The following is a 21841-nucleotide window of genomic DNA, read 5'->3' as shown; positions in this document are numbered from 1 at the left end:
GCCGGAAGCGTTCCCAGTCCATGGCACATGAGACGTAGCATCGGGGCAGGACGGGAGGAGCTTTGACCGCACACGGCCTGATCGACACGACGGAGATGTATCTCCGTACGATCTACGAGCTTGAGGAAGAGGGGATCGTCCCCCTGCGCGCCCGCATCGCCGAGCGCCTGAAGCAGAGCGGACCCACGGTGAGCCAGACGGTCGCCCGCATGGAGCGGGACGGGCTGGTGAAGGTCGAGGGCGACCGCCATCTGACGATGACCGACCTGGGGCGCACGCTCGCGACGCGGGTCATGCGCAAGCACCGCCTGGCGGAGTGTCTGCTGACCGACGTGATCGGGCTGCCCTGGGAAGAGGTGCACATCGAGGCGTGCCGGTGGGAGCACGTCATGTCCGAGGCCGTCGAGGCCCGGCTGGTGTCCCTGCTGGAGAACCCCACCACGTGTCCCCACGGCAACCCCATCCCCGGCCTGTCGGAGCTGGGATTGGGGGATCGGGGTCAAGAGGAGGCAAGCGAAGAGTCCGTTTCCGCCATGACTGATGTGATTGGCGCGCGGGCCGTACCCGTTGTCGTTCGCCGAATTAGCGAACAAGTGCAAAGCGATCCCGCCGTGATGCTTAAACTCAAGCAAGTTGGGATACAACCCGGACGCGAGGTGACGCTCGCGGCGAGCGACGACGGTGTGCGGGTGACAGGTGGCGACGACGTCGATGAGAACCGCGCGGAGCTTCCGCGTGACGTCGCCGCACACGTGTTCGTCGCCAGACGCTGAGCGCTCCGCGCGCATCCCTTCCTCGTCAGACACCGGCGGGGCAGCCCGCGTCACCGTCTCAGCAGGAGCGACAGTGGCCCACCCGACAGCGGCCTTCCTCCGACCTCCGTGCGACCACATGGAGACGTGCCGATGAAACGCTGGGGTGACGTCTCGCGCGACACGGCCGACCCGCTTTCGGAGGTCGCGGTGCTGGACCAGATGGAGATGGCCGTCGTCGTCACCGACCGGTTCAGCAACATCCGCTACTGGAACCCGTTCGCGGAGAAGCTGTTCGGGCGGGGGAGGGGCGCGCCGGGGCGGACCGGCCCCGCGCGCTCGGTGCTCCAGCTCGGCATCGCCGAGAAGGACCACCCCCAGGCCGTGGAGCTGGCCCGCCACGTGCTCAAGGGCGGGATCTGGGAGGGCACCTTCGACGTCGTGCGCGGCGACGGCACGACGGTCTACGTCCGCGCCCAGGCCGTGCCCCTGCGGCACGCCTCCGGCGCGGTCACCGGCATCGTGATCACCGCCCGCGAGGCGCTGAAGAGCAACGAGCGCGAGAAGGACCGGTTCGGGCTGCTGGAGCGCATCGGCGAGCGCCTGGCCGGGTCGCTGTACGTCGAGGAGACGCTGCGCCGGGTCGCCGAGATGCTGGTGCCGCAGTTCGCCGACCACTGCTTCATCGACCTGGTCAAGGACCAGCGCCTGGTCCGCCGCGTCTCCCACCACGTGCCGGGGTTCCGGCCGCCGCCCGGCACGTGGAAGCCCGTCGGCGCGACCGTGTCGTACCCCCCGGGCCACTACTGCGACCTGGCGATGAAGCGCCAGGAGACGATCCTCGTCGAAGACCTCACGCTGGGCGGTTTCCCCCCGACCAGCCCCGGCAGCGCCGAGCTGTGCGGGGAGGTCGGCATGACCTCCGCGATCGCCGCCCCGCTGTGCGCGCGCGGGGAACTGCTCGGCCTGATGTACCTCGGGCTGTCGAGCGGCCTCACCGAGCGCGACACGCTCCACTACGACGCCTTCGACCGCGACTTCGTCGGCGCGATCGCGACCCGCGTGGCGGTGGCCGTGGACAACGCGCTGCTCTTCGAGGAGGAGCGGCACACCGCCGAGTCGTTCCAGACCCACCTGCTCCCGCGCGACCTGCCCACGCTCGACGGCCTCGACATCGCCGTGCGCTACTGCCCGGCCGCGCCGCTGGCCTCGCGCGGGCACGGCATCCAGACCCAGGTCGGCGGCGACTGGTACGACGTCATCCCGCTCTCCGCCGGCCGCGTCGGCATCGTCATCGGCGACGTCGAGGGCCGGGGCGCGAAGGCCGCCGCGATCATGGGCCAGCTCCGCGCCGCGCTGCGCGCCTTCGCCCAGGACGACAAGTCCCCGGCCGACATCCTGGCCCGGCTCGACGAGTGGGTGCGCGTCATCGCCGACCCCGAGCACGACGCCTACGGGGCGGACGTCAGCAGCCCGCCCATCGTCACCTGCCAGTACTTCGTCTACGACGCCTGGTCCCGGCAGCTCTCCTTCGCCAACGCCGGGCACGCCCCGCCGCTGGTCGTGATCGGCGACCAGGTGAGCGAGCTGGACATCGCCCACGTCGGCCAGCCGCTCGGCGTGCGCGCCTCGGGCATGCACCCCGAGCTGGTCTACAAGGAGCAGTCCGTGCGCCTGCCCGCAGGCGGCGCGCTGGTGCTCTACACCGACGGGCTCGTGGACCGCCGCCCCGCCCGCGACGCCGACACCAAGATCTACAGTGACGAGGAGTCGCTGCGGCTGCTGTGCGAGGCGATCGGCGAGGCGGCCGCGGACGGCGGGGTCGAGCAGGTCGCGGAGGCCGCCACCCGCGCGGTCCCCGGCGAGATCGACGACGACATGGCCATCCTCGTCGTCCGCTCCGACCCGGGCGACCTCATGATGCACGAGCGCACGTTCCCCGCCGAGCCGATCATGGTGGGGGAGGCCCGGCGCATGGCCGCCGAGACGTTCACGAGCTGGGGCATGAGCTCCGACCGCGGCGAACTCGCCTGCCTGCTGGTCTCCGAGGTCGTCACCAACGTCGTCCTGCACGCCAGCGCCGCCCCCGCCCCCCGCCGGGAACTCGTCCTGGACGGGCCGCCCCTGGGCTTCGACGAGGCGTGGGACCTGCCCGGCGGCGACGAGACCGCGCTGCCGCAGGCCAAGGAGTTCACCCTGCGGCTGCGGCGCGGCGGCCGGTCGATCTGGGTCGAGGTGTTCGACCAGGACCTGCGCCTGCCCCGCATCCGCAGCGCCGGGGAGAACGACGAGGGCGGCCGCGGCCTGTACCTCGTGGACCAGCTCGCCCGCCGCTGGGGCTCCCGCCCCACCGAGGAGGGCAAGGCCGTCTGGTTCGAGATCCCCATCTCCGGCCGCTGACCCCGCCCCCTTCGCCCCCTCGCCCCTCCTTTTCGTCCCTGCTTCTCGTCCGCCGTACGGCGTGAGCCCCGCGCGTTCGCCGTACGCCGTGGGCCCTCGCGCGTTCGCCGTACGGCGTGGGCCGTTCGCGCGTTCGCCAGGCCGGCGGCGGCCGTGGAACGTGGGGGCGGGCGGGTCCGCCGTACGGCTAGGCAGGGGCGGGGGCGGGTGCTTAGGTTGCGGGTATGGACCTGGCGTTCGAGCGGCGCGGCTCCGGGGCCCCGCTGGTGCTGCTGCACGGGATCGGGCACCACTGGCAGGGGTTCCTGCCGGTCATGGACCGGCTGGCGGCCGCGCGCGACGTGATCGCGGTGGACCTCCCCGGGTTCGGGGCGTCGCCGCCGCTGACCGAGGGCACGCCGTACACCGCCGAGACGCTCGCCGACGCGGTCGAGGCCTTCTGCGCGCGGCTCGGGGTGGAGCGGCCCCACGTGGCGGGGAACTCCCTGGGCGGGTACGTCGCGCTGGAACTGGCCGCGCGGGGGAGCGCCGCCTCGGCCACGGCCCTGTCGCCCACCGCGTTCTGGTCGCCGCCCGAGCGCGTCTACCTGACGACGGCGCTGCGCGCGATACGGCGCAGCGCGCGGTCGATGTCACCGCGCACGCTGTCCCGCCTGGCCGCTACCCCTGCCGGGCGCGCGGCGGCCTTCGGCCTCGTGGTCGCGCGGCCGGAACGGCTGTCGCCCGAGGCGGCGGCAGCGGCCACGGCGGCGCTGGCGGAGGCGATCGGGTTCGCCCCGACGCTGGCGTCGTTCGCCTCGATGCCGCCTCCGGCGCACCCCAAGGCGCCCGTGCTGATCGCCTGGGGCGACCGGGACCGGCTGATGCCGCGGCGGCAGGCGGTGCGCGCGGCCCGCTGGCTGGGCCAGCGGGTGATCCGGCTGCGCGGCTGCGGCCACGTGCCGATGAGCGACGATCCGGAGCTGGTGGCGCGGGTGCTGCTCGACGGCAGCTCGCACCGTTAGCGGCTGCCGACGGTCTGGCCGTACAGCGCGATCATCGTGAGCACGAAGACGATGATGATCCCCGCATAGCCGATCTTCTTCAGCCGCATGCGGCGCGCGGCCCAGTTGATCGCCCACGCGGTCAGGACCGCCAGGAAGATCAGCAGAACGATGCCGGAGTCCATGAGAGTGCCCTCCTCGCCCCCACCCTAATGCCGACATTCCAACACCAGACGGCAAAGCGACCGAACATCCCACCGAACCGGGACGGTGAGGCGGGCGTTCGCCGGCCCTGGAACCCGGCACCGTTCACCGGCGCGCGGAACCCAGATCGCCCCCGGCCACCGGGGGCACCCGCTCGTCGCGCGGGTCGGCCGCCCAGACGCGGGCCGTACGCCCGGCCGAGTCGTATCGGGGCCAGCCGGGGTCGCCGCAGGCCGCGAAGGACGTCCAGGCCCGGCGCACGCGCCCGGCGAACGCGGGGTACTCCGGCGGCGGCGGGGAGCCGAGCAGCCGGGCGGCGTACCGGGTGGCCTCGGTGCCGAAGACGACCGGGACGTCCACGCCGTGCGCCGCCCCGGCCGGCCCCCGCCAGGCGAAGTCGTACACCCAGGTGCGCCCCCCGGCCGAGGCGTGCGCGTCCGCCGCGCGCAGCGCCGGGATCCGCACGAGCGCGTCGGAGGCCATCGCGACGAACCAGCCGGGCCCAGACGCGAGATAGGGGGCCGGGTCCAGGCCGAACGCGGCGGCGGCGGCGCCGGGATCGGGGTCGGGCGGGACGGGCGCGATCCCGAGGTACTCCTCCCGGGTGAAGCCGCACACCAGGTCCACCTCGGGGCGCGGCGCGGAGTCCCAGTACGGGCCGGTGACGAGTTCGCCGTCGGTGACGGGGGCGAAGGGGCTCCCCTGGACGCCAGACGCCTCCCCGACCGCCAGGATCGCCTCCGCCGGCAGCGAGGCGAAACCCTCCCGCGTCGGCTCGACCCCGGCCGCCCCGGCCAGGACCCGCGTGACCCGGTACGCCTCGGCGGGCTCCAGCTGCCCCGCAGGCGGGCTCTGCGCGATCACCCGCCGGAACAGCCCCTCCGCGCGGGCCGCGCCCATGAGCAGGATCGCCGACACCGCCCCTGACGACTGCCCGAAGACGGTGACCGCGCCGGGGTCGCCGCCGAAGCCCGCGATGTTCTCCGCCACCCAGTCGAGCGCGGCGATCTGGTCGAGCAGCCCCCGGTTGTCCGGCGCGCCCGGGAGGTGGCCGAACCCCTCGAACCCCACCCGGTAGCCGACCGTCACGACGACCACCCCGGCCCCCGCCAGGACCGACCCGTCGAACTGCGGCATCGACGGGGACCCGTGCGTCCACCGCCCGCCGTGCAGCCACACCATCACCGGGAGGCCCGGGCCGCCGGGGTCCGGGGTCCACACGTTCACCGACAGGCAGTCCAGCCCGTCCCCGGGCGACCACACGGCCGGCGCGCCGGGCGCGGGCGGGAGCTGCGGCGCGGCCGTCCCGAACGCGGTCGCGTCCCGCACCCCGTCCCACGGCTCGGCGGGCCTCGGCGCGGCGAACCGCAACGCGCCCTCCGGCGGCGCGCCGTACGGGATGCCCCGGAACGCCGCCACCCCGCCCGCGACGGTCCCGCGCACGGCCCCGCGCCCCGTCCTCACCACCACGTCGCCGGTCAACCCGACCCCCCTTCCGCGCCACCGGCGGGCTCGCCGGTCCCGCCAGTCTCCCCCTCCCGCTTGCCGTCCACTTGTGACGCGCCGCCCCCGCCGTACGGCTCGCGCCCCCTCCCCCGGGCCCTGCTCGCCGTACGCGCGCCGGGGCCCGCCCGCCTCGCTCGCGTACGGGCGTCGGGTTCGCCCCGGCACGCCGTACGCGCGTCGAGCCCGCCTGCCCGTCGTGCGGCATGCGCCGGGTTCTCGGCGTACGGCGGCCGCGCGCCCGGTCCGCCGTATGCGTGGGAAAGGCCCCGTGGGGCGGGGCCTTTGGGGCGGGCGGGGCTACGGGACGAGGGTGCGGCCGATGATCTCCTTCATGATCTCGGTGGTGCCGCCGTAGATGGTCTGGACGCGGCTGTCCATCCACGCCTTGGCCACGGGGTACTCCGTCATGTAGCCGTAGCCGCCGTGGAGCTGGAGGCAGCGGTCGATGACCTTGTTCTGGAGCTCGGTGGTCCACCACTTGGCCTTGGCGGCGTCCACCACGGTCAGCTCGCCCCTGTTGAGCGCCTTGACGCACTTGTCCACGTAGTGGCGGGCGATCTCGACCTCGGTGTCCAGCTCCGCGAGCAGGAAGCGGTTGTGCTGGAACTTGCCGATGGGGCGGCCGAAGGCCGTGCGCGTCTTGCAGTACTCGATCGTCTGCTCCAGTACGGCCTCCGCGGCGGCGACGGCGGCGACCGCGATGGACAGGCGCTCCTGGGGGAGGTTCTGCATCAGGTAGATGAAGCCCATGCCCTCCTCGCCGAGGCGGTTCTCGACGGGGATGCGGACGTTGTCGAAGAAGAGCTCGGCGGTGTCCTGGGCGTGCATGCCGATCTTCTCCAGGTTGCGGCCGCGCTCGAAGCCCGCCATGCCGCGCTCGGCCACCAGGAGCGTCGTGCCCTTCGCCCCGGCGTCGGGGTCGGTCTTGGCCACGACGACCACGAGGTCGGCGTTGATGCCGTTGGTGATGAACGTCTTCTGACCGTTCACCACGTAGTGGTCGCCGTCGCGGACCGCCGTCGTGCGGACGCCCTGCAGGTCGCTGCCCGCGCCGGGCTCGGTCATCGCGATCGCGGTGATCAGCTCGCCGCTGACGAAGCCGGGGAGCCAGCGCTTCTTCTGCTTGTCGTTCGTCAGGTCCACGATGTAGGGGGCCATCACGTCGTTGTGCAGCGAGAACCCGAGGCCGCTGGCCGCCGCGCGGATGATCTCCTCCACGATGACCGCGTTGAAGCGGTAGTCCTTCACCCCCGCGCCGCCGTACTCCTCGGGCACCGAGAACCCGAAGAAGCCCTGTTCGCCGGCCTTGAGCCAGACTTCGCGGGGCACGATACCGTCCTGCTCCCACTTGGCGTGGTTGGGCACGACCTCGCGGTTCATGAACTCGCGCACGGTCTCGCGGAACAGGAGGTGTTCCTCGTCGAAGAGGTCTCGCTGCATGGGCTCCTCCGGAGCGGAAGCGGATCTGAGACGGTGGATCGGCAGAAACAGAATAGGGTTCGGTTACCTGTCGGTGTACCCCCGAGGGGCCCAAACCTCGCCTCCTCCGTAAAGGATCTTCGCCACTTTCTCCCCCTTAACATCCCAAATCACTAAGATCTCCGAAGCGACATGTGTGGCCTTGCCTGCCGGGCGGGGCGGATTACGCTTCGGGAAACGGGAGTCGATCGCAGTGGGCGAGCCGAGAGCGATGCGACGAATCGGCGGAATCATGTCGGCCCTCTTCATAGCGGGCGGAGCCACCTGCCTGTGGGCCGGCGCCGTCGCCATGGCCAACCCCGACCTCCCCACAGACGCCTTCGACCCGGCGTTCGCGGCGCCGGCCGTGGCTGAGCCCGCCGTCGACTACACCTGCGCCGGTTCTCTGAGCGATGAACAGACACGGACGATCCGGGTGGTGATGTCCGTTCCGAGGGAGGTCCCGCCCGGAGCGAAAGTGGATGTCGTCTGGAGTTACGCGGACAACGCCGCTGACCCTCTCCTGACAGCTCCGCAGCCATACCCGGAGGGCGCTGACCTCGAACTACGCGGCAACATCGGCTGGCACCGGACGCAAAATGGTCAAGAGCCGGAGCGGCAGGAGCGCATCAGGGGAGTTGGGGTGGCAGTCCAGCCGCAGCTGAGGCAAGGGGAGCCACTCCTGCTGCCGGAACTGAGCGGACAGTTCACAGCGCCCATGGAGGAGGGAGAGATCGAGCTCCTTCCCCGGAGGTTCGAAGCGCGACTGACGCCTGCGGAAAGGCTCAAGGTGACCGACGATGACGACTCGGCGGTCGAATACACGAACTCCGCCCTCTGGGATGTCAACGACGAGGGCCCGTGGCATGAGGGGAAGGCTCAGGTCCTCAGGAGAGGAGCCGGGGTCGATGCCGAAGCCGACGTGAAGTTCACCTTCAAGGGCACGGGGATCGACTACATCGGTGGCAAGTTCCCCAGGGACATGGCCAAGGTGGACGTCTATCTCGATGGTCGCTACCAGAAGACCATTCATCCGACCCTGGCCGATGGCGAGGATCCGGAGATGCGGTTCGGGCAAGTGGTCTGGAGCCAGCACGGTCTCGAGAACAAGAACCATGTACTCGAGCTGAGGAAGGCATCCAGCGGACGCATGTTCGTCGATGGGTTCAGAGTGCTCGGTGCGACGGATCCGCTGGACAAGACGACCTGCACCGCAAGGAATTCCGAGCCCACCACCATCGAGGTCACGCGGGACGCGACGCTCACGCCAACCCCCACAGAAACGGACGACACTGGAAGTCCGACGGATCCGCCGCGGACGACGCACACCGTGACGGTGACGGCCAATCCGAATCCGAGCACGTCGGGGACCGTCACCAGCACGCCCGGGGGCACGCCGCCGGGGACGCACACGGCCACCGCGACCGCCACCGTGACCGGGCCCGCGGCCCAGGTGACGATCACGCCCAAGGGCGGGGCGAAGACGGGGGAGGCGCCGGTCAGCTCCAACGGCCCTACCCTGCTGATGGCCGGCGGGACCTCGCTCATGCTGGGATCGGCCCTGGCCGGGCTGGAGTTCCGGCGGCGGCGCGGTGAGCGGGATCGCGGGTTCGGCACGGCGGACTGAGGCGGGGGAATGAGCGACGAGCGGCCGGGGACGCCCGGGCAGCCCGAGGGCGAGGCCGTACCGGAGACGCCGGAGGCGCCCAAGCCTGGGAAGGCGCTGCCGGTGATCCTGCTGGGGTCGGGGCTGGCCGGGATGGCGGCCGTGCTCGTGGGCCTCGGCATGACGCTGGTCGAGACGCTGGGGCTGCCCAGCGGCGCGGGCGGGGAGGGCACGCCCACGGCCGAGCCGGCCCCGGCCGCCGTGCAGGTGGGGGCTCCGGGGCAGGTCGGCCCCGGCGGGGCCGGGGTGCCGCTGGTCGCGGCCAGGCCGGACGCGCCGCCGCCCGTGCCGCACCAGGCCCCGGCGGCGCCGCTGGCGAAGGCCGTCCCGACGCGGCTGGTGATCCCCAAGATCAAGGTCAACGCGCCGTTGCGTTCGCTCGGCGTGGACAAGAACCAGGAGATCCAGGTCCCGCCGCTGAAGTACAAGAACCTGGCGGGGTGGTACAAACACGGCCCGACGCCGGGGCAGGCGGGACCGGCGGTCATCCTCGGCCACGTGAGCAACCGCAACGGGCCCGCCGTCTTCGGGCGGCTGCGCGACGTGGGACGCGGCGACAAGATCGAGGTCGTGCGGTCGGACAAGACGGTCGCGGTGTTCGTCGTGGACGGCGTGGAGCAGGTGAACAAGAGGACGTTCCCCAGCCTCCGCGTCTACGGCAACCAGCGCAACGCGACGTTGCGTCTGGTCACCTGCGGCGGCACCTACAACCGCCGCGTCCACTCCTACCGCGACAACATCATCGTCTACGCCACCCTCACCGCCACCCGCCCCGCCGCCTGACGCCGCCTGACGCCGCTTGACGCCGCCTGGCGCGAGGCGGGCGGGCGCGGCTCACCCGGAGGCGGCCGCCGCCGAACGCAGCAGCGCGAGCAGGTCGCCCGGCGAGAGCGCGCCGTTCCTCGCGCGGGCGTGGCCGCCGACGCGGTAGGAGGGCACGGCCGTCACGCCCGCTTCGTTCCCGAGCGCCTGGTCCGCCGCGATCTCCCCGGCGTACGCGTCGCCGTCCCACAGCCGCTCCACCTCGGCCCGGGCGAGCCCGGCCGCCACGCCCAGCTCGGTGAGCAGGCCGCGGTCCGCGACGTTCGCCAGGTCCGTGTGGTACGCCCGGAACAGCCGCTCGATCACCTCGCCGGCCAGGCCGGACCCGGCTCCGAGCTTGGCCAGGCGATGGGCGTCGAAGGTGCTCACCGGCCGCACCTCCCCGATCCGGCACTCGACCCCCGCCGCGTGCCCCGCCCGCGTGACCCGTTCGACGACCGCCCGGATCTCCTCCTCCGTCATGCCCCATTCCGTGAACATGATCTCCCGCAGTGCCGGGCCCGGCTCGGTGAAGTACCCGGGGCGCAGCTCGAAGGCCCGCCACCGCGTCTCGACCTCGCCGGGGAAGCGGGAGAGCGCCTCCTCCCAGTTCCGCTTGCCGATGTAGCACCAGGGGCAGGCGACGTCGAACCAGATGTCGGCGATCATCGGGCGTCTCCCACCGTCAGGACGATCTTGCCGTGGTTGCCGCCGGCCCTGTACGCGCGGTGGGCGTCGGCGGCGCGCTCCAGGGGGAACGTCCGGGTCTCCAGCGTGAGCACGCCCTGGGCGTACAGGTCGGCCAGCTCGGCCAGGCGCGCGGCGGAGCGGCCCGGCGGCGTGACCTTGACGCCCAGACCGGCGGCCTTGGCGTGCTCGACCAGCGTGAGGACGCGGCCGGGGTCCTTCACCAGTTCCAGGGACAGGTCCAGCGCGTGCCCGCCGACCCCGTCCAGCGCGGCCGTCACCCCCTCGGGGGCCAGCTCCCGCACCCGGTCCGCGAAGCCCTCGCCGTACGCCACGGGGACCGCGCCGAGCGAGCGCAGGTACTCGTGCCCGGGCTCACGCGCGACGCCGATCACCCGCGCCCCCCAGTGCCGCGCCAGCCGTACCGCGATGGTCCCGACCGCCCCGGCCGCGCCGTGGACGAGCAGCGTGTCTCCCTCGCCGACGCCGATCTCCCGCAGCGCGATGTGCGCGGTCTGCGCCGCCGCGGAGAACCCCCCGGCCACCGCCCACGGCATCGCCGCAGGCTTCGCGGTCACCTGGTCGGCGGCGATCACGAGCTGTTCGCGGTACGCCTCGACCTGCCCGAACCCCAGCACCTCGTCGCCCGGCGCGAACCCGGTGACGCCCTCGCCCACCTGGTCGATCACACCCGCGAACTCGTTGCCGGGAACGCGGGGGAACGCCGGGTCCACCCCGGCCGGCAGCCACCCCTCCACCACGGCCACGTCGTACGGCTGCACGCCCGCCGCCCGCACCGCGATCCGCACCTGCCCCGGCCCGGCCTCGGCCTCCGGCAGCTCGATCACCTGAAGCACCTCGGGGCCGCCCGGCTCGTAGAACCCGATCGCCTTGCTCATCGCTCGCTCCCTCACCAGCAGGATCTTGATGACCAGGACACTAGGAGGCCGGGCCGGCTCCCCGAATCCGTGACGCCACGGTAGTCACCACGGTGGACCCCGGTGGCCCGTCCTCGCGGGCCCGGGAGCGGTGTGCGAGGGCGAGGGCGAGGGCGGGGAGCGGGGAGCGGGGCCGGGACCGGGAGCGGTGCGCGAGGGCGAGGGCGGGGAGCGCGGCGCGGGTCCGGGCGCGGGCGGCGGCTCAGGCCGGGTCCGCCGCCCGCGCGAGGGCGGGGAGGCGGGACAGCTCCGTGCGGGAGGTCACGCCCAGCTTGGGATAGGCCTTGTAGAGGTGGTATTCCACCGTGCGGTGGCTGAGGAAGAGGCGGGCCGCGATGTCGCGGTTGCTCGCGCCCCCGGCGGCCAGCCGTACGACCTGGAGCTCCTGCGGGGTCAGGCGGTCCAGGACGTCCTCGCCCGGCCGGTGCGCGGGCGCGGTCTCCCCGGTGGCGCGCAGCTCGGTCCGCGCGCGTTCGGCCCAGGGGGCCGCGTTCAGGCGCCCGAAGATCTCCAGGGCCGACCGCAGGGGCCCTCGCGCGTCCGACCGGCGCCGGGCCCGCCGCAGCCACTCGCCGTAGGCCAGTTCCGTGCGCGCCCGCTCGAAGGGCCGCCCGCCCTCCGCGTGCAGCCGTACGGCGTCCGCGAACAGCTCCCCGGCGCCGGCGTCCTCCCCGGCGAGCAGTGCCTCGCACCGCAGCGCCACCGCCTTCACCCACGGGTGAACGCTCGCCCGGGCCCACGCGGCGTACCGGGCGAACGCCTCCCGCCCCGCCTCGGGCGACCCGGCCCGCGCCGCCGCCTCCACCAGGTCCGGGACGGCGTTGAGCGCGGCGGCGGTGTACCGCACCGGGCCGCGCGCCACCGCGGACAGCCGCCGCACCGCCTCGGCGTACCGCCCCAGGCCCAGGTCGAGCAGGCCCACCGCGCACTCGCCCGCCGCCACGGTCTCGGCGATCCCGCCGCCCGCGTTCCCCGGGCACGCGCCGGTCCGCCGGGCCGACTCCAGGCACCGGGCCTGGTCGCCCTCGATCGCGGCGAGCCGGGCGGTGACCGCGCCGAGGCGGGCGAAGCGGTGGTTCTGCCCGGTGTCGCGCACGAAGAGCAGCGCCTCGTCCACCGACGCCTCCGCGTCCGGGTGCAGCCCGGCCCCGAGCTGCGCCCAGGCCTGCGCCAGGAGCATGGTCGGCAGCGCCCCGGTCGTCCCGCGCCGCCTGCTGCGCCCGATGTCGTGCGCCGCCAGCTCCAGCGCCGCCTCGTCGTCGCCCAGCGCGAGGGCGATCCCGCAGACGTGGATGCGCGCGATGAGCCCGGGGGCGGGCGCCGTACGGGACGCGGTGACCAGCTCCTGCAGCACGGGCAGGGCCCCGGCGAAGTCCCCGGCGGCGAGGCCGGCGAGCGCGACGACGGACGCCGCGATCCGGTCCGGCCCGGTCGCGGGGGACCCGTGCCCGGACACCGAGGCGGTGACCCGCGGATCGCCGGCCACGAGACCGCCGGGCACCGCCCCGGTCGCCGCCGTGCCGCCGGGCCGCAGCGCGGCGGCCAGGGACGCGACCGCCCGCAGGGTCGCCTCCTCCCCGGACGCCCACGCGTCGCCCGCGGCCAGCACGAGCAGGACGAGCGCCAGCCCGGGATCCTCCCCGGCGATGGGCTCGGCGTTCTCCAGCAGGTGCCGCGCCGCCCCGCGCGGGCTCCCGCGCTCGAACTCGACCGTCGCGCGCACCATCGCGAGCCCGGCCCGCAGCGCGGGGTCGGCGGTGAGCCGGGCCGCGCGCTCGGCCAGGGCGCCCGCCTGCTCGGTGAGCCCGGAGGTGATCGCCGACTGGGCGGCCACGGTGAGCCGCCGCGCCCGCTCGCCCGGGTCCGGGCTGAGCCCGGCGGCCCGCTCGTAGATCGGCACGGCCGACGCCAGCGCGCCGCGCGCCCCGGCGCTCGCGGCGGCGCGCTCCAGCTCGGCCGCGATCGCCTCGTCCGGCCCGGTCGCGGCGGCGGCCAGGTGCAGCGCCCGCCGGTCCCCGTCCAGCACGCCCGCCAGCGCCTCGTGCGCCGCGATCCGGGCGGTCAGCGGCGCGTCCTGGTACGCGGCGGACCGCACCAGCGGGTGCCGGAACGCCACCGACACCCCCGTGGTCCGCACCAGGTCCGCGCGTTCGGCGGCCTCCAGGTCGGCCGCCGACGCCCCGAGCGCCCGCGCCGCCCGCAGGACGGTCCCCAGGTCCCCGGTGCCCTCCGCCGCAGCGACCAGCAGCGCCGTGCGCGCCCCGGCCGGCAGCCGCCCGATCTGCGCCCCGAACGCCGCCAGCACCCGCCCGGTCACCGGCAGCGCGGCGGGCGTGGCCGCGATCCCGGCCCGCTGCGCGGCGTCGAGCCCGGCCGGCAGCTCCAGCAGCGCCAGGGGGTTCCCCGCGGCCTCCGCGATGACCCGATCCCGCACGGCGGGCGACAGGTCCGGCGCGTGCTCGGCCAGCAGCGCCGCCGCGGCCTCCGGGTCCAGCCCGGTCAGCTCCAGCTCCGGCAGCCCGGGGGCCTCGAACCCGTCCCGCGTCGCGAACACGACCGCCACCGCCTCGGCCGTCAGCCGCCGCGCCGCGAACAGCAGCGCCTCGGCCGAGGCCGGGTCCAGCCAGTGCGCGTCGTCCACGAGGCACAGCACCGGCCGTTCGGCCGCCAGCTCCGACAGCAGGCCCACCACGGCCACCCCGACCAGGAACCGGTCCGCCCCGGCGCCCGCCGCCAGCCCGAGCGCCCCGCGCAGCGCCGCCGCCTGCGTGTCCGGCAGCGCGTCCAGCCGCCCCAGGGCGGGCCGCAGCAGCATCTGCAGCGCCGCGAACGGCAGCCCGGCCTCGGCCTCCACCCCGGCCGCCCGCAGCACCCGCACGTCCCCGCCGGGCCCCGCGTCACGCCGTACGGCGGCGGCCCGCCGTACGGCGTCGTCGAGCAGGGTGGTCTTGCCGATACCCGGCTCGCCGCGCACGACGAGCGCGCCGCCCCGCCCGGCCCGCAGGTCCTCGATCAGCTTCCCGACCCGCTCCGCCCCGGCGGCCCGCTCGTTCCGCCGCCCCCGCGGCCCGCTGCGCATCCTCCAATGATCCCGCCCCCCACCAGGTACTGTGCGAGCACTATGGGGCTTTTGCTGGTTTTGCTCATGCTCTCGATACCTTTGTGGGGCATCGCACTGATCGTCATGGCCGTGCGGACCGGGATCGCCCTCGCGCGCGGGCGGCGCCCCACCCCAGCCGCCGCCTGGGCGGGGACCGCGTTCGCGGCCCTCTACGCGGCGATCATGTCCTACGGGTACGGCCTGGCCGCCGGCGGTCTCCTCTACAGCCAGGAGCCCGAGGAGCTGTGCATGTACCTCACGCGCGAGGAGATGGAGCTGCACACCTACTCCCACGCGCCCGCGAGCCTGTGGCCCCTCGGCAAGCCCGTCTGCGTGAACGACGGCGTGCGCGTGGACCTGGTCCCCGGCTGGGTCAACCCGGCGGTCTGGGTGTTCCTCGCGCTGCTCCTGGTCGCGATCGCGCAGGCCGTACGGCACCGCCTGCGGGCGCGGCGGGAGAGGGAGGAAGAGAGGAGTGTCACAACCCCGGCGAAACCGGGTTGTGTAACCTGACACTGACAACCGAACAATGCTCGGTTAGGGTCGGCACACCGAATGTTGTTCGGTTAGAGTCAGGGGCGGAACCTGCGAGAGCTGGAGGCGTTGTGGCAGAGGCGTACATCGTCGGGGCGGTCCGTACCCCGGTCGGGAACAAGAAGGGTGGCCTGTCCACGGTGCACCCCGCCGATCTGGCCGCTCACACACTCAAGGCGCTCATCGAGCGCACCGGCGTCGACCCCGCCGCGGTGGAAGACGTGATCATGGGCTGCGTCATGCAGGTCGGCCCGCAGTCGCTCGACATCGCGCGCACCGCCTGGCTGTCGGCCGGGCTCCCCGAGAACGTGCCCGGCGTCACCATCGACCGCCAGTGCGGCTCGTCCCAGCAGGCGATCCACTTCGCCGCGCAGGGCGTCATGTCCGGCACCCAGGACCTCGTCGTCGCCGCCGGCGTCGAGTCGATGAGCGTCGTGCCCATGGGCTCCTCGGTCATGATGGCCCTGGAGAAGGGCATGCCCTTCCCGTACGGCGAGGGCTGGGGCGAGCGCTACGGCAAGCAGGAGATCTCGCAGTTCCGCGGCGCGGAGCTGATGGCCGAGAAGTGGGGCTTCAGCCGCGAGGAGCTGGACGCCTACTCCGCCGAGAGCCACGCCCGCGCCGAGCGCGCGATCGAGGAGGGCCGCTTCGAGCGCGAGATCGCCCCCCTCAACGGCGTCGCCAAGGACGAGGGCGTGCGGCCGGGCACCAGCGTCGAGACGCTCGCCGGGCTCAAGACCCTGCGCGAGGGCGGCGTGATCCACGCCGGCAACTCCTCGCAGATCTCCAACGGCTCCGCCGCGGTGCTCATCGCGTCCGAGGCGGCCGTCAAGGCGCACGGCCTCACCCCGCGCGCCCGCGTCCACACCCTGTCGGTCGTCGGCTCCGACCCGGTCTACATGCTGACCGGCCCGATCCCGGCCACCGAGAAGGCCCTCTCCCGGGGCAACCTCAAGATCGACGACATCGACGTCTTCGAGTGCAACGAGGCGTTCGCCCCGGTCCCGATGGCGTGGGCGCGCGAGACCGGCGCCTCCCTGGAGAAGACCAACCCGAACGGCGGCGCGATCGCCCTCGGCCACCCCCTGGGCGCGACCGGCGCGATCCTCATGACCAAGCTCCTGCACGAGCTGGAGCGCAGCGGCGGCCGCTACGGCCTGCAGACCATGTGCGAGGGCGGCGGCCAGTCCAACGCCACCATCATCGAGCGCCTCTGACCCGGGCCCGTCCCCTCGCGCCGATCACGCGGTTCCGGGCACGGCCCGTGCCCATCGCCGCGTGATCGGCGCGAGCCGTCTTCGTCGGTCGTCGGTCGCTCGTCGTCGTCCGTCGTCCGTCGTCCGTCGTCCGTCGTCCGTCGTCCGTCGTCCGTCGGTCGTCGGTCGTCGGGTCGGTCGTCGTCCGTCGCTCGTCGTTCCGCCGTACGCGGAGTCTCGTTCTGGAGGGCTGGTGTATCGGGAGATCCGGTATGAGGTGGCCGATCGCGTGGCGACGGTGACGCTGGACCGGCCGGAGCGGCGGAACGCGCTGTCCGCGGAGATGACCGCCGAGCTGCTCGACGCGTTCGAGCGGATCCGGGCGGACCGCGGCGTGCGGGTCGTCGTGCTGACCGGGGCGGGGGACCGGGTGTTCTGCTCCGGCGGCGACCTGGGCGGGATGGACCGCGTCGCCGAGGGGGCGTCGGGGGACGTGACGGCGAGCGCGCCGTACCGGCTCTTCACGGGCTTCACGACGCTCGGCAAGCCGGTGATCGGGCGGCTCGCCGGGCACGCGCTCGCGGGCGGGCTGGGGCTGGCGGCGTCCTGCGACCTGGTGATCGCGGCCGACGACGTGAAGCTGGGCACGCCCGAGGTGAACGTGGGGCTCTGGCCCATGATGATCATGGCGATCATCAACCGGACCGTGCCGGCCAAGCAGGCGTTCAAGCTCTACTACACCGGCGAGCCGATCACCGCCGCGCGCGCCGAGGAGATCGGCCTGATCACCGAGGCCGTGCCGCGCGCGGACCTGGACGCGCGGGTGGCGGAGCTCGCCGCGGCGGTCGCCGCCAAGAGCCCGATCGGGCTGCGGCTGGGCCGCGACGCGTACTTCGCCACGCGCGACCTGCCCTTCGAGGAGCAGATCGCGCGGCTGCTGGAGGGCCTGGCCCAGGTCACCGCCACGGCCGACGCGCGCGAGGGCATCACCGCCTTCCTGGAGAAGAGGAAGCCGGACTTCACCGGGGAGTAAGAGAAAACCTCCAACTTCAACTTGAAGTTCTCTGTGCGCGGAGTTATATAGATAACGACGGCACAACCTCGGACACCATCGGAGGTGAACCCCATGTTGCTGACCTCGATCGACCCGCTGGCGCAGGAGCTCGACCGGCAGATGGACCGCCTCTCGCAGCGGATGTTCGGATGGGGCGAGGCGGCCCGCGGCAGCGTCATGCCGATGGACGCCTTCCGGCGCGAGGACGACGTCCTCCTCCGCTTCGACATCCCCGGCGCCGACGCCGACAGCGTGGACGTGACCGTGGACCGCGGCGTCCTCACCGTGACCGCGCAGCGCACCGAGAACCTCGACAAGAACGTCAGTGTCATCATGCGGGAGCGCCCGCTCGGAACGTTCACGCGGCGCGTCTACCTGGCGGAGAACCTCGACACCGAGAAGATCGAAGCCGGGTACGCCTCAGGCGTGCTGGTGGTTCGCATCCCGCTGCAGGACGCCGCCAAGCCGCGCAAGGTCGAGATCAAGAACGTCGATGTGAAGGCGCTCCACTGACTCACCTGGGGCTCGGCCTGCTCCCCGAGCACACGGTGATCCCCCTGGGGGGACGATTCACGGGGGTGAACCGATGGCCGGACTGCCGTTCGACGACGCGAGCGCCCCGCTCTACTCCGTGGGACAGGTCGCGGAGATGCTCCAGGTCCAGCAGTCCTTCCTGCGGCGCCTGGACGAGCACGAGGTCGTGCGGCCGCGGCGGTCCGCCGGAGGCCAGCGGCGCTACTCGCGGGAGGAGGTCCACCGCGTCCGCTACGTCGTGCGGCTCGTGGACGAGGGCATGACCCTGATCGCCATCCGCCACATCCTCGAACTCGAACGCCGCGTCGCCGAGCTCGAACGCGAGCGCGACGAGGCCCTCAGGCGGCTGGCCGATCTGGAGTCCCGGACGCGCGCCGACGGGCGGCGCGGACCCGCCGCGTGAGCAGGGCGCTGATCACGACGAGGGCGAGCAGGGCGCCGGCGATCCACCCCGCGCCGGCTCCCTGCACCGCCCGCGACACCGCCCCCTGCGCCGCCGTGACGGCCCCGACGACCGGGTCGTCCGCCGCCGCCCCCGCGAAGACCCGCAGTTCGTACCACCCGTAGTAGACGACGTACACCCCCGCCGCCAGCAGCAGCCCGCCGCTCACCCGCGAGACGTACGGCAGCGCCCGCCGCATCCGGGCCGCCAGCGAGGCCCGCGCCAGCGCCACCGCGACCGACAGGAGCGCGACCACCAGCCCCATGCCCACGGCGTACGCCACGAACACCGCCAGCCCGCCCAGCACCCCGCCGCTGGTGAGGGACGCCGACACCACCGCCAGGAACGGCCCGACCGTGCACGACAGCGACGCCACGGCGTACGACAGGCCGTAGCCGTACAGCGAGAGCGGCGACATCGTGACCCGCCCCGTGCTCATCTTCGGCGTCCGGAACAGCAGTTCCCGCCCGCTCACGAGCCAGCCGCCGACCGCCGTCAGCCCGACCCCGATCGCGATCGTCACCCAGGGCAGGTACTCCCCGACCGACACCGCCAGCGGCGTCACCACCAGCCCGAACGCCCCGAACACGGTCACGAACCCGGCCGTCATCGCCACCGAGAGCCGCACCGCGCGCCCCACGGCCCCGCCCGTCCCCGAAGCGGCCGTACGGCTCCCGCCCGCTTCCGCCGTACGGCTCCCGCCCGGGCCCTCCGCGGGGGCGGGGTCGGCGATCAGGGCCGTCAGGTACGCCGGGAGCAGGGCGAAGCCGCACGGGTTGAACGCGGCGACGAGCCCGGCGGCCAGCGCCAGGGCCAGCGGCAGGTCAGCCATCGCCGAGCAGCTTCTCGACGTGCCCGGTCAGCTCCTCGGGGTCCAGCGGGCCGGACTCCTTCGTGGCCGAGCCGTCGGGCCTCATGAACACGAACGTGGACTGCTCGCTCACGCCGAGCCGCGTCCAGACCGCGCCCTTCTCGTCGTTGAGCTGCGTGATCGCGTCCGTGCCCGTGTCCTTCGCGAACCGCTTCATCGCCGGGAGCTTGTCCAGGCTCGCGATCCCCACGAACTCCACGCCGCGCGCGGCGTACTTCTCCCTGGCCGCCTTGACCCCCGGCGCCTCCGACCGGCACTTGGGGCACCACGGCGCCCAGAACCAGAACACCACGGGCCTGCCCGCCAGCGACTCCCCGGAGAACGGCGCGCCGTCCAGGGTGGCGGCCGTGAACCGCAGCTTCTCGGGCACCGCCGCCGCGGTCCCCGGCGACGCCGTCCCCGGCGCCGCGGGGGAACCGGCGGCGGGCGCGCTCGACGCGGGGGGAGCGGGCGTGGCCGCGTCGTCCATCGACGAGCCGCCCCCGGCGGCGCCTCCGCATGCCGCCGCGAGCACACCGGCGGCGGCCAGCACGGCCGCGCCCCGAATTCTCACCATGACCACTCCCACGCCGATCCCGATGGTTACGCGATCAACGTAGGCCGCGGGCAGGCCGCCATTCCTTACGAGCCGATGAAGCCCGGGCGGGGTCAGGCGTTCGTGATCCTGCGGTGGACGTTCTCGCGGCGGGACTCGCCGGGGTCGGCGGCGGCGATCCACGGCCCCTCGACGGACGGGTCCACGATGCCGTCCTCCAGCCAGGTGTAGCGGCCGGACAGGACGCGGCGCGCGAGCCGTACGTCCAGGGCGTCGGTGTTCTCCCAGAGACGGTCGAAGAGGGTGGCGATCCGCAGCCGGGCCTGCCGGCAGAAGGCGTCGGCGAGCTCCTGGTGCTCCCGGCCGCCGTCCTCGCGGGCGCGCACGCACACGGCGGTCATGGCGTACAGCTCGGCCCCGATGTCCACGATCCGGCCGAGGAAGCCCTGCCGGTGCTCCAGCCCGGCCTGCCAGCGGGACATGCCGTAGAAGGTGGACCTGGCGAGCTTGCGCGAGGTGCGCTCGACGAACCGCACGTGGGCGGCCAGCGGGCCGAACTCGGCGTAGGAGCCGGGCCGCTGCCCGGAGCCGGTGACCAGGGAGGGGAGCCAGCGCGCGTAGAAGCCGCCGGCCTTGGCCGCCGCCCGCGCCTTCGTGCCCGGCGACGCCTTGGGATCGACCAGCTCGCCCGCCGCCGACAGGTGCGCGTCCACGGCCTCCCGCGCGATCAGCAGGTGCATGATCTCGGTCGAGCCCTCGAAGATCCGGTTGATGCGCAGGTCCCGCAGCAACTGCTCGGCCGGGACGCCGCGCTCGCCGCGCGCCGCCAGGGAGGCGGCGGTCTCGTAGCCGCGCCCGCCCCTGATCTGCACGAGTTCGTCGGCGACGCGCCAGGCCATCTCCGAGGAGTACAGCTTGGCCAGCGCCGCCTCGATGCGGATGTCGTTGCGCTCGTCGTCCGCGAGCCGGGTGGACAGGTCGAGCACGCTGTCCATGGCGTACGCCGTCGCCGCGATGAAGGCGATCTTGCGGGCGATGGCCTCGTGCTCGCCGATCGGCCGCCCCCACTGCTCCCGGACCGCCGACCACTCGCGCGCGATCTTCAGCGCCCACTTCCCGGCCCCGGCGCAGGTCGCGGGCAGGGACAGCCGGCCGGTGTTCAGCGTGGTCAGGGCGATCTTGAGGCCCTGGCCCTCCTTGCCGATCATCGCCTCGCGCGGCACCCGGACCTGGTGGAAGCGGGTGACGCCGTTCTCGATGCCGCGCAGGCCCATGAACGCGTTCCGGTTCTCCACGGTGATCCCCGGCGCGTCCCCCTCGACGACGAAGGCCGAGATGCCCCGGGCCGTACGCGCCATGACCACGAGCAGGTCGGCGACGACGCCGTTGGTGGTCCACAGCTTGACCCCGTCGAGCACGTAGTCGTCCCCGTCGCGGGTGGCGGTGGTGGCGAGCCGGGCGGGGTCGGAGCCGACGTCGGGCTCGGTCAGCAGGAACGCGCTCACCGCGCCGGCCGCGCAGCGCGGCAGGTACCGCCGCTTCTGCTCCTCGGTGCCGAACAGCTTGAGCGGCTGCGGCACGCCGATCGACTGGTGGGCCGACAGCAGCGCCCCGACCACCGGCGAGGCCGACGACGCCAGCACCAGCGCGCGGCCGTAGTAGTAGTGGTTGAGGCCGAGCCCGCCGTACCGCTCGTCGATCTTCATGCCGAACGCGCCGATCGCGGCCAGGCCCTTGACCACGTCGTCCGGGATGCGGGCGTCGCGCTCGATGGCCTGCGCGTCCACCTTGGTCTCGCAGAACTCCCGCAGGGCCGCGAGGAACCGCTCACCCTTGGCCACGTCCTCGGCGGGCAGCCCCGGGGCCGGGTGCACGAGGTCGAGGCGGAAGTCCCCGAGGAAGAGCTGCCGCCCGAAGCTGGGCTTGTGCCATTCGGCCTCCCGCGCCTGCTCGGCGACCTCACGGGCCTTCTCGTAGGACGTGGTCATCCTCGCGCTCCTTCCGCGCACCTGCGTGACGCTCTCTCCCGTTCCTGCTCCGTTCGCGCGCTTTCATTCGACGCTACGCCCCTTTGCTACCCGCGGGTAGGCCCGGAGCCGGGTGGCGGCAGGGCCGGGCGGCGATTCGTGCAAGGAGCACCAAGCAATTGCACAGCCCCCTTGACCCGTCCCCGCGCCCCG

At 73.6% G+C, this 21841-nt stretch carries 19 protein-coding genes; 10 read left to right on the top strand and 9 right to left on the bottom strand.

The window, feature by feature from the left end; all coding sequences use genetic code 11:
• The first annotated feature begins 62 nt into the window (after positions 1 to 62).
• The 3 genes from D5H75_RS20955 to D5H75_RS20945 all read left to right on the top strand — a co-directional run bounded on the left by D5H75_RS20955 (position 63) and on the right by D5H75_RS20945 (position 4156).
• Positions 63 to 773, top strand: a complete 711-nt coding sequence (locus D5H75_RS20955; RefSeq protein ID WP_119928210.1) for an iron-dependent transcriptional repressor DtxR — start codon at positions 63 to 65, stop codon at positions 771 to 773.
• A gap of 132 nt (positions 774 to 905) precedes the next feature.
• Positions 906 to 3152: an ATP-binding SpoIIE family protein phosphatase gene (locus D5H75_RS20950; protein ID WP_119928209.1), complete on the top strand. Its 2247-nt coding sequence runs from the start codon at positions 906 to 908 to the stop codon at positions 3150 to 3152.
• A gap of 224 nt (positions 3153 to 3376) precedes the next feature.
• On the top strand, positions 3377 to 4156 hold the full coding sequence (locus tag D5H75_RS20945) for an alpha/beta fold hydrolase (RefSeq protein ID WP_119928208.1): 780 nt from the start codon (positions 3377 to 3379) through the stop codon (positions 4154 to 4156).
• Here the strand turns inward: D5H75_RS20945 and D5H75_RS41770 are convergent.
• From D5H75_RS41770 to D5H75_RS20935, 3 genes are all read right to left on the bottom strand, one after another.
• Positions 4153 to 4320: a hypothetical protein gene (locus D5H75_RS41770; RefSeq protein ID WP_202638357.1), complete on the bottom strand. Its 168-nt coding sequence runs from the start codon at positions 4318 to 4320 to the stop codon at positions 4153 to 4155. The two genes, D5H75_RS20945 and D5H75_RS41770, sit on opposite strands and share 4 nt — an antisense overlap.
• A gap of 124 nt (positions 4321 to 4444) precedes the next feature.
• A complete protein-coding gene (locus D5H75_RS20940; RefSeq protein WP_119928207.1) occupies positions 4445 to 5821 on the bottom strand; it encodes a carboxylesterase/lipase family protein in 1377 nt (458 codons plus the stop codon).
• 321 nt (positions 5822 to 6142) lie between these two features.
• Positions 6143 to 7285, bottom strand: a complete 1143-nt coding sequence (locus D5H75_RS20935; protein ID WP_119928206.1) for an acyl-CoA dehydrogenase family protein — start codon at positions 7283 to 7285, stop codon at positions 6143 to 6145.
• A 250-nt stretch (positions 7286 to 7535) separates the two neighbouring features.
• On the opposite strand from D5H75_RS20935, the gene D5H75_RS20930 reads away from it, so the two are divergent.
• Together D5H75_RS20930 and D5H75_RS20925 are read left to right on the top strand one after the other, a co-directional pair.
• On the top strand, positions 7536 to 8930 hold the full coding sequence (locus D5H75_RS20930; RefSeq protein ID WP_147425231.1) for a hypothetical protein: 1395 nt from the start codon (positions 7536 to 7538) through the stop codon (positions 8928 to 8930).
• A 9-nt stretch (positions 8931 to 8939) separates the two neighbouring features.
• The gene (locus D5H75_RS20925) at positions 8940 to 9752 is read left to right on the top strand and encodes a class F sortase (RefSeq protein ID WP_119928204.1); all 813 of its coding nucleotides are present in this window, start codon (positions 8940 to 8942) and stop codon (positions 9750 to 9752) included.
• Between the two features lie 51 nt (positions 9753 to 9803).
• Here D5H75_RS20925 and D5H75_RS20920 read toward each other — a convergent pair whose 3' ends face one another.
• The 3 genes from D5H75_RS20920 to D5H75_RS44195 all read right to left on the bottom strand — a co-directional run bounded on the left by D5H75_RS20920 (position 9804) and on the right by D5H75_RS44195 (position 14474).
• Positions 9804 to 10439 (bottom strand): DsbA family oxidoreductase, encoded by a 636-nt coding sequence (locus D5H75_RS20920; RefSeq protein ID WP_119928203.1) that lies wholly within the window; start codon positions 10437 to 10439, stop codon positions 9804 to 9806.
• Complete coding sequence (locus D5H75_RS20915; protein ID WP_119928202.1) at positions 10436 to 11356, bottom strand: NADP-dependent oxidoreductase; 921 nt, start codon at positions 11354 to 11356, stop codon at positions 10436 to 10438. Before D5H75_RS20915 ends, D5H75_RS20920 begins: the two co-directional genes overlap by 4 nt.
• 241 nt (positions 11357 to 11597) lie before the next feature.
• The gene (locus D5H75_RS44195; protein ID WP_119928201.1) at positions 11598 to 14474 is read right to left on the bottom strand and encodes an AAA family ATPase; all 2877 of its coding nucleotides are present in this window, start codon (positions 14472 to 14474) and stop codon (positions 11598 to 11600) included.
• A gap of 51 nt (positions 14475 to 14525) precedes the next feature.
• Here D5H75_RS44195 and D5H75_RS20900 point away from each other — a divergent pair, with 51 nt between their 5' ends.
• From D5H75_RS20900 to D5H75_RS20880, 5 genes are all read left to right on the top strand, one after another.
• A complete protein-coding gene (locus tag D5H75_RS20900) occupies positions 14526 to 15008 on the top strand; it encodes a hypothetical protein (RefSeq protein ID WP_147425230.1) in 483 nt (160 codons plus the stop codon).
• Between the two features lie 92 nt (positions 15009 to 15100).
• The gene (locus D5H75_RS20895) at positions 15101 to 16246 is read left to right on the top strand and encodes an acetyl-CoA C-acetyltransferase (protein ID WP_119928199.1); all 1146 of its coding nucleotides are present in this window, start codon (positions 15101 to 15103) and stop codon (positions 16244 to 16246) included.
• Between the two features lie 268 nt (positions 16247 to 16514).
• On the top strand, positions 16515 to 17258 hold the full coding sequence (locus D5H75_RS20890) for an enoyl-CoA hydratase/isomerase family protein (RefSeq protein ID WP_202638356.1): 744 nt from the start codon (positions 16515 to 16517) through the stop codon (positions 17256 to 17258).
• A 93-nt stretch (positions 17259 to 17351) separates the two neighbouring features.
• Complete coding sequence (locus D5H75_RS20885; protein ID WP_119928197.1) at positions 17352 to 17792, top strand: Hsp20/alpha crystallin family protein; 441 nt, start codon at positions 17352 to 17354, stop codon at positions 17790 to 17792.
• A 73-nt stretch (positions 17793 to 17865) separates the two neighbouring features.
• Positions 17866 to 18216 carry a MerR family transcriptional regulator gene (locus tag D5H75_RS20880; RefSeq protein ID WP_119928196.1) on the top strand — a complete coding sequence of 117 codons (351 nt, stop codon included), beginning with the start codon at positions 17866 to 17868 and terminating at the stop codon, positions 18214 to 18216.
• On the opposite strand, the gene D5H75_RS20875 is transcribed toward D5H75_RS20880, so the two are convergent.
• From D5H75_RS20875 to D5H75_RS20865, 3 genes are all read right to left on the bottom strand, one after another.
• The gene (locus tag D5H75_RS20875) at positions 18152 to 19087 is read right to left on the bottom strand and encodes a cytochrome c biogenesis CcdA family protein (RefSeq protein WP_119928195.1); all 936 of its coding nucleotides are present in this window, start codon (positions 19085 to 19087) and stop codon (positions 18152 to 18154) included. The genes D5H75_RS20880 and D5H75_RS20875 overlap by 65 nt on opposite strands.
• Positions 19080 to 19682 carry a TlpA family protein disulfide reductase gene (locus D5H75_RS20870; RefSeq protein WP_147425229.1) on the bottom strand — a complete coding sequence of 201 codons (603 nt, stop codon included), beginning with the start codon at positions 19680 to 19682 and terminating at the stop codon, positions 19080 to 19082. Before D5H75_RS20870 ends, D5H75_RS20875 begins: the two co-directional genes overlap by 8 nt.
• Before the next feature lie 92 nt (positions 19683 to 19774).
• On the bottom strand, positions 19775 to 21649 hold the full coding sequence (locus D5H75_RS20865; RefSeq protein ID WP_119928193.1) for an acyl-CoA dehydrogenase family protein: 1875 nt from the start codon (positions 21647 to 21649) through the stop codon (positions 19775 to 19777).
• Positions 21650 to 21841 lie beyond the last annotated feature (192 nt).

It is taken from the genome of Bailinhaonella thermotolerans, assembly GCF_003594875.1.
Classification (GTDB): Bacteria; Actinomycetota; Actinomycetes; order Streptosporangiales; family Streptosporangiaceae; genus Bailinhaonella; species Bailinhaonella thermotolerans.
This window is presented reverse-complemented; position numbering and strand designations above follow the sequence as displayed.

What these genes read in the sequence shown, in the direction of transcription:
- D5H75_RS20930 (WP_147425231.1), top strand. Translation starts at nt 7,536, where the DNA reads ATGCGACGAATCGGCGGAATCATGTCGGCCCTCTTCATAGCGGGCGGA.
- D5H75_RS20885 (WP_119928197.1), top strand. Translation starts at nt 17,352, where the DNA reads ATGTTGCTGACCTCGATCGACCCGCTGGCGCAGGAGCTCGACCGGCAG.
- D5H75_RS20915 (WP_119928202.1), bottom strand. Translation starts at nt 11,356, where the DNA reads ATGAGCAAGGCGATCGGGTTCTACGAGCCGGGCGGCCCCGAGGTGCTT.
- D5H75_RS20945 (WP_119928208.1), top strand. Translation starts at nt 3,377, where the DNA reads ATGGACCTGGCGTTCGAGCGGCGCGGCTCCGGGGCCCCGCTGGTGCTG.
- D5H75_RS41770 (WP_202638357.1), bottom strand. Translation starts at nt 4,320, where the DNA reads ATGGACTCCGGCATCGTTCTGCTGATCTTCCTGGCGGTCCTGACCGCG.
- D5H75_RS20875 (WP_119928195.1), bottom strand. Translation starts at nt 19,087, where the DNA reads ATGGCTGACCTGCCGCTGGCCCTGGCGCTGGCCGCCGGGCTCGTCGCC.
- D5H75_RS20880 (WP_119928196.1), top strand. Translation starts at nt 17,866, where the DNA reads ATGGCCGGACTGCCGTTCGACGACGCGAGCGCCCCGCTCTACTCCGTG.
- D5H75_RS20870 (WP_147425229.1), bottom strand. Translation starts at nt 19,682, where the DNA reads ATGGTGAGAATTCGGGGCGCGGCCGTGCTGGCCGCCGCCGGTGTGCTC.
- D5H75_RS20865 (WP_119928193.1), bottom strand. Translation starts at nt 21,649, where the DNA reads ATGACCACGTCCTACGAGAAGGCCCGTGAGGTCGCCGAGCAGGCGCGG.
- D5H75_RS20950 (WP_119928209.1), top strand. Translation starts at nt 906, where the DNA reads ATGAAACGCTGGGGTGACGTCTCGCGCGACACGGCCGACCCGCTTTCG.
- D5H75_RS20935 (WP_119928206.1), bottom strand. Translation starts at nt 7,285, where the DNA reads ATGCAGCGAGACCTCTTCGACGAGGAACACCTCCTGTTCCGCGAGACC.
- D5H75_RS20920 (WP_119928203.1), bottom strand. Translation starts at nt 10,439, where the DNA reads ATGATCGCCGACATCTGGTTCGACGTCGCCTGCCCCTGGTGCTACATC.
- D5H75_RS44195 (WP_119928201.1), bottom strand. Translation starts at nt 14,474, where the DNA reads ATGCGCAGCGGGCCGCGGGGGCGGCGGAACGAGCGGGCCGCCGGGGCG.
- D5H75_RS20925 (WP_119928204.1), top strand. Translation starts at nt 8,940, where the DNA reads ATGAGCGACGAGCGGCCGGGGACGCCCGGGCAGCCCGAGGGCGAGGCC.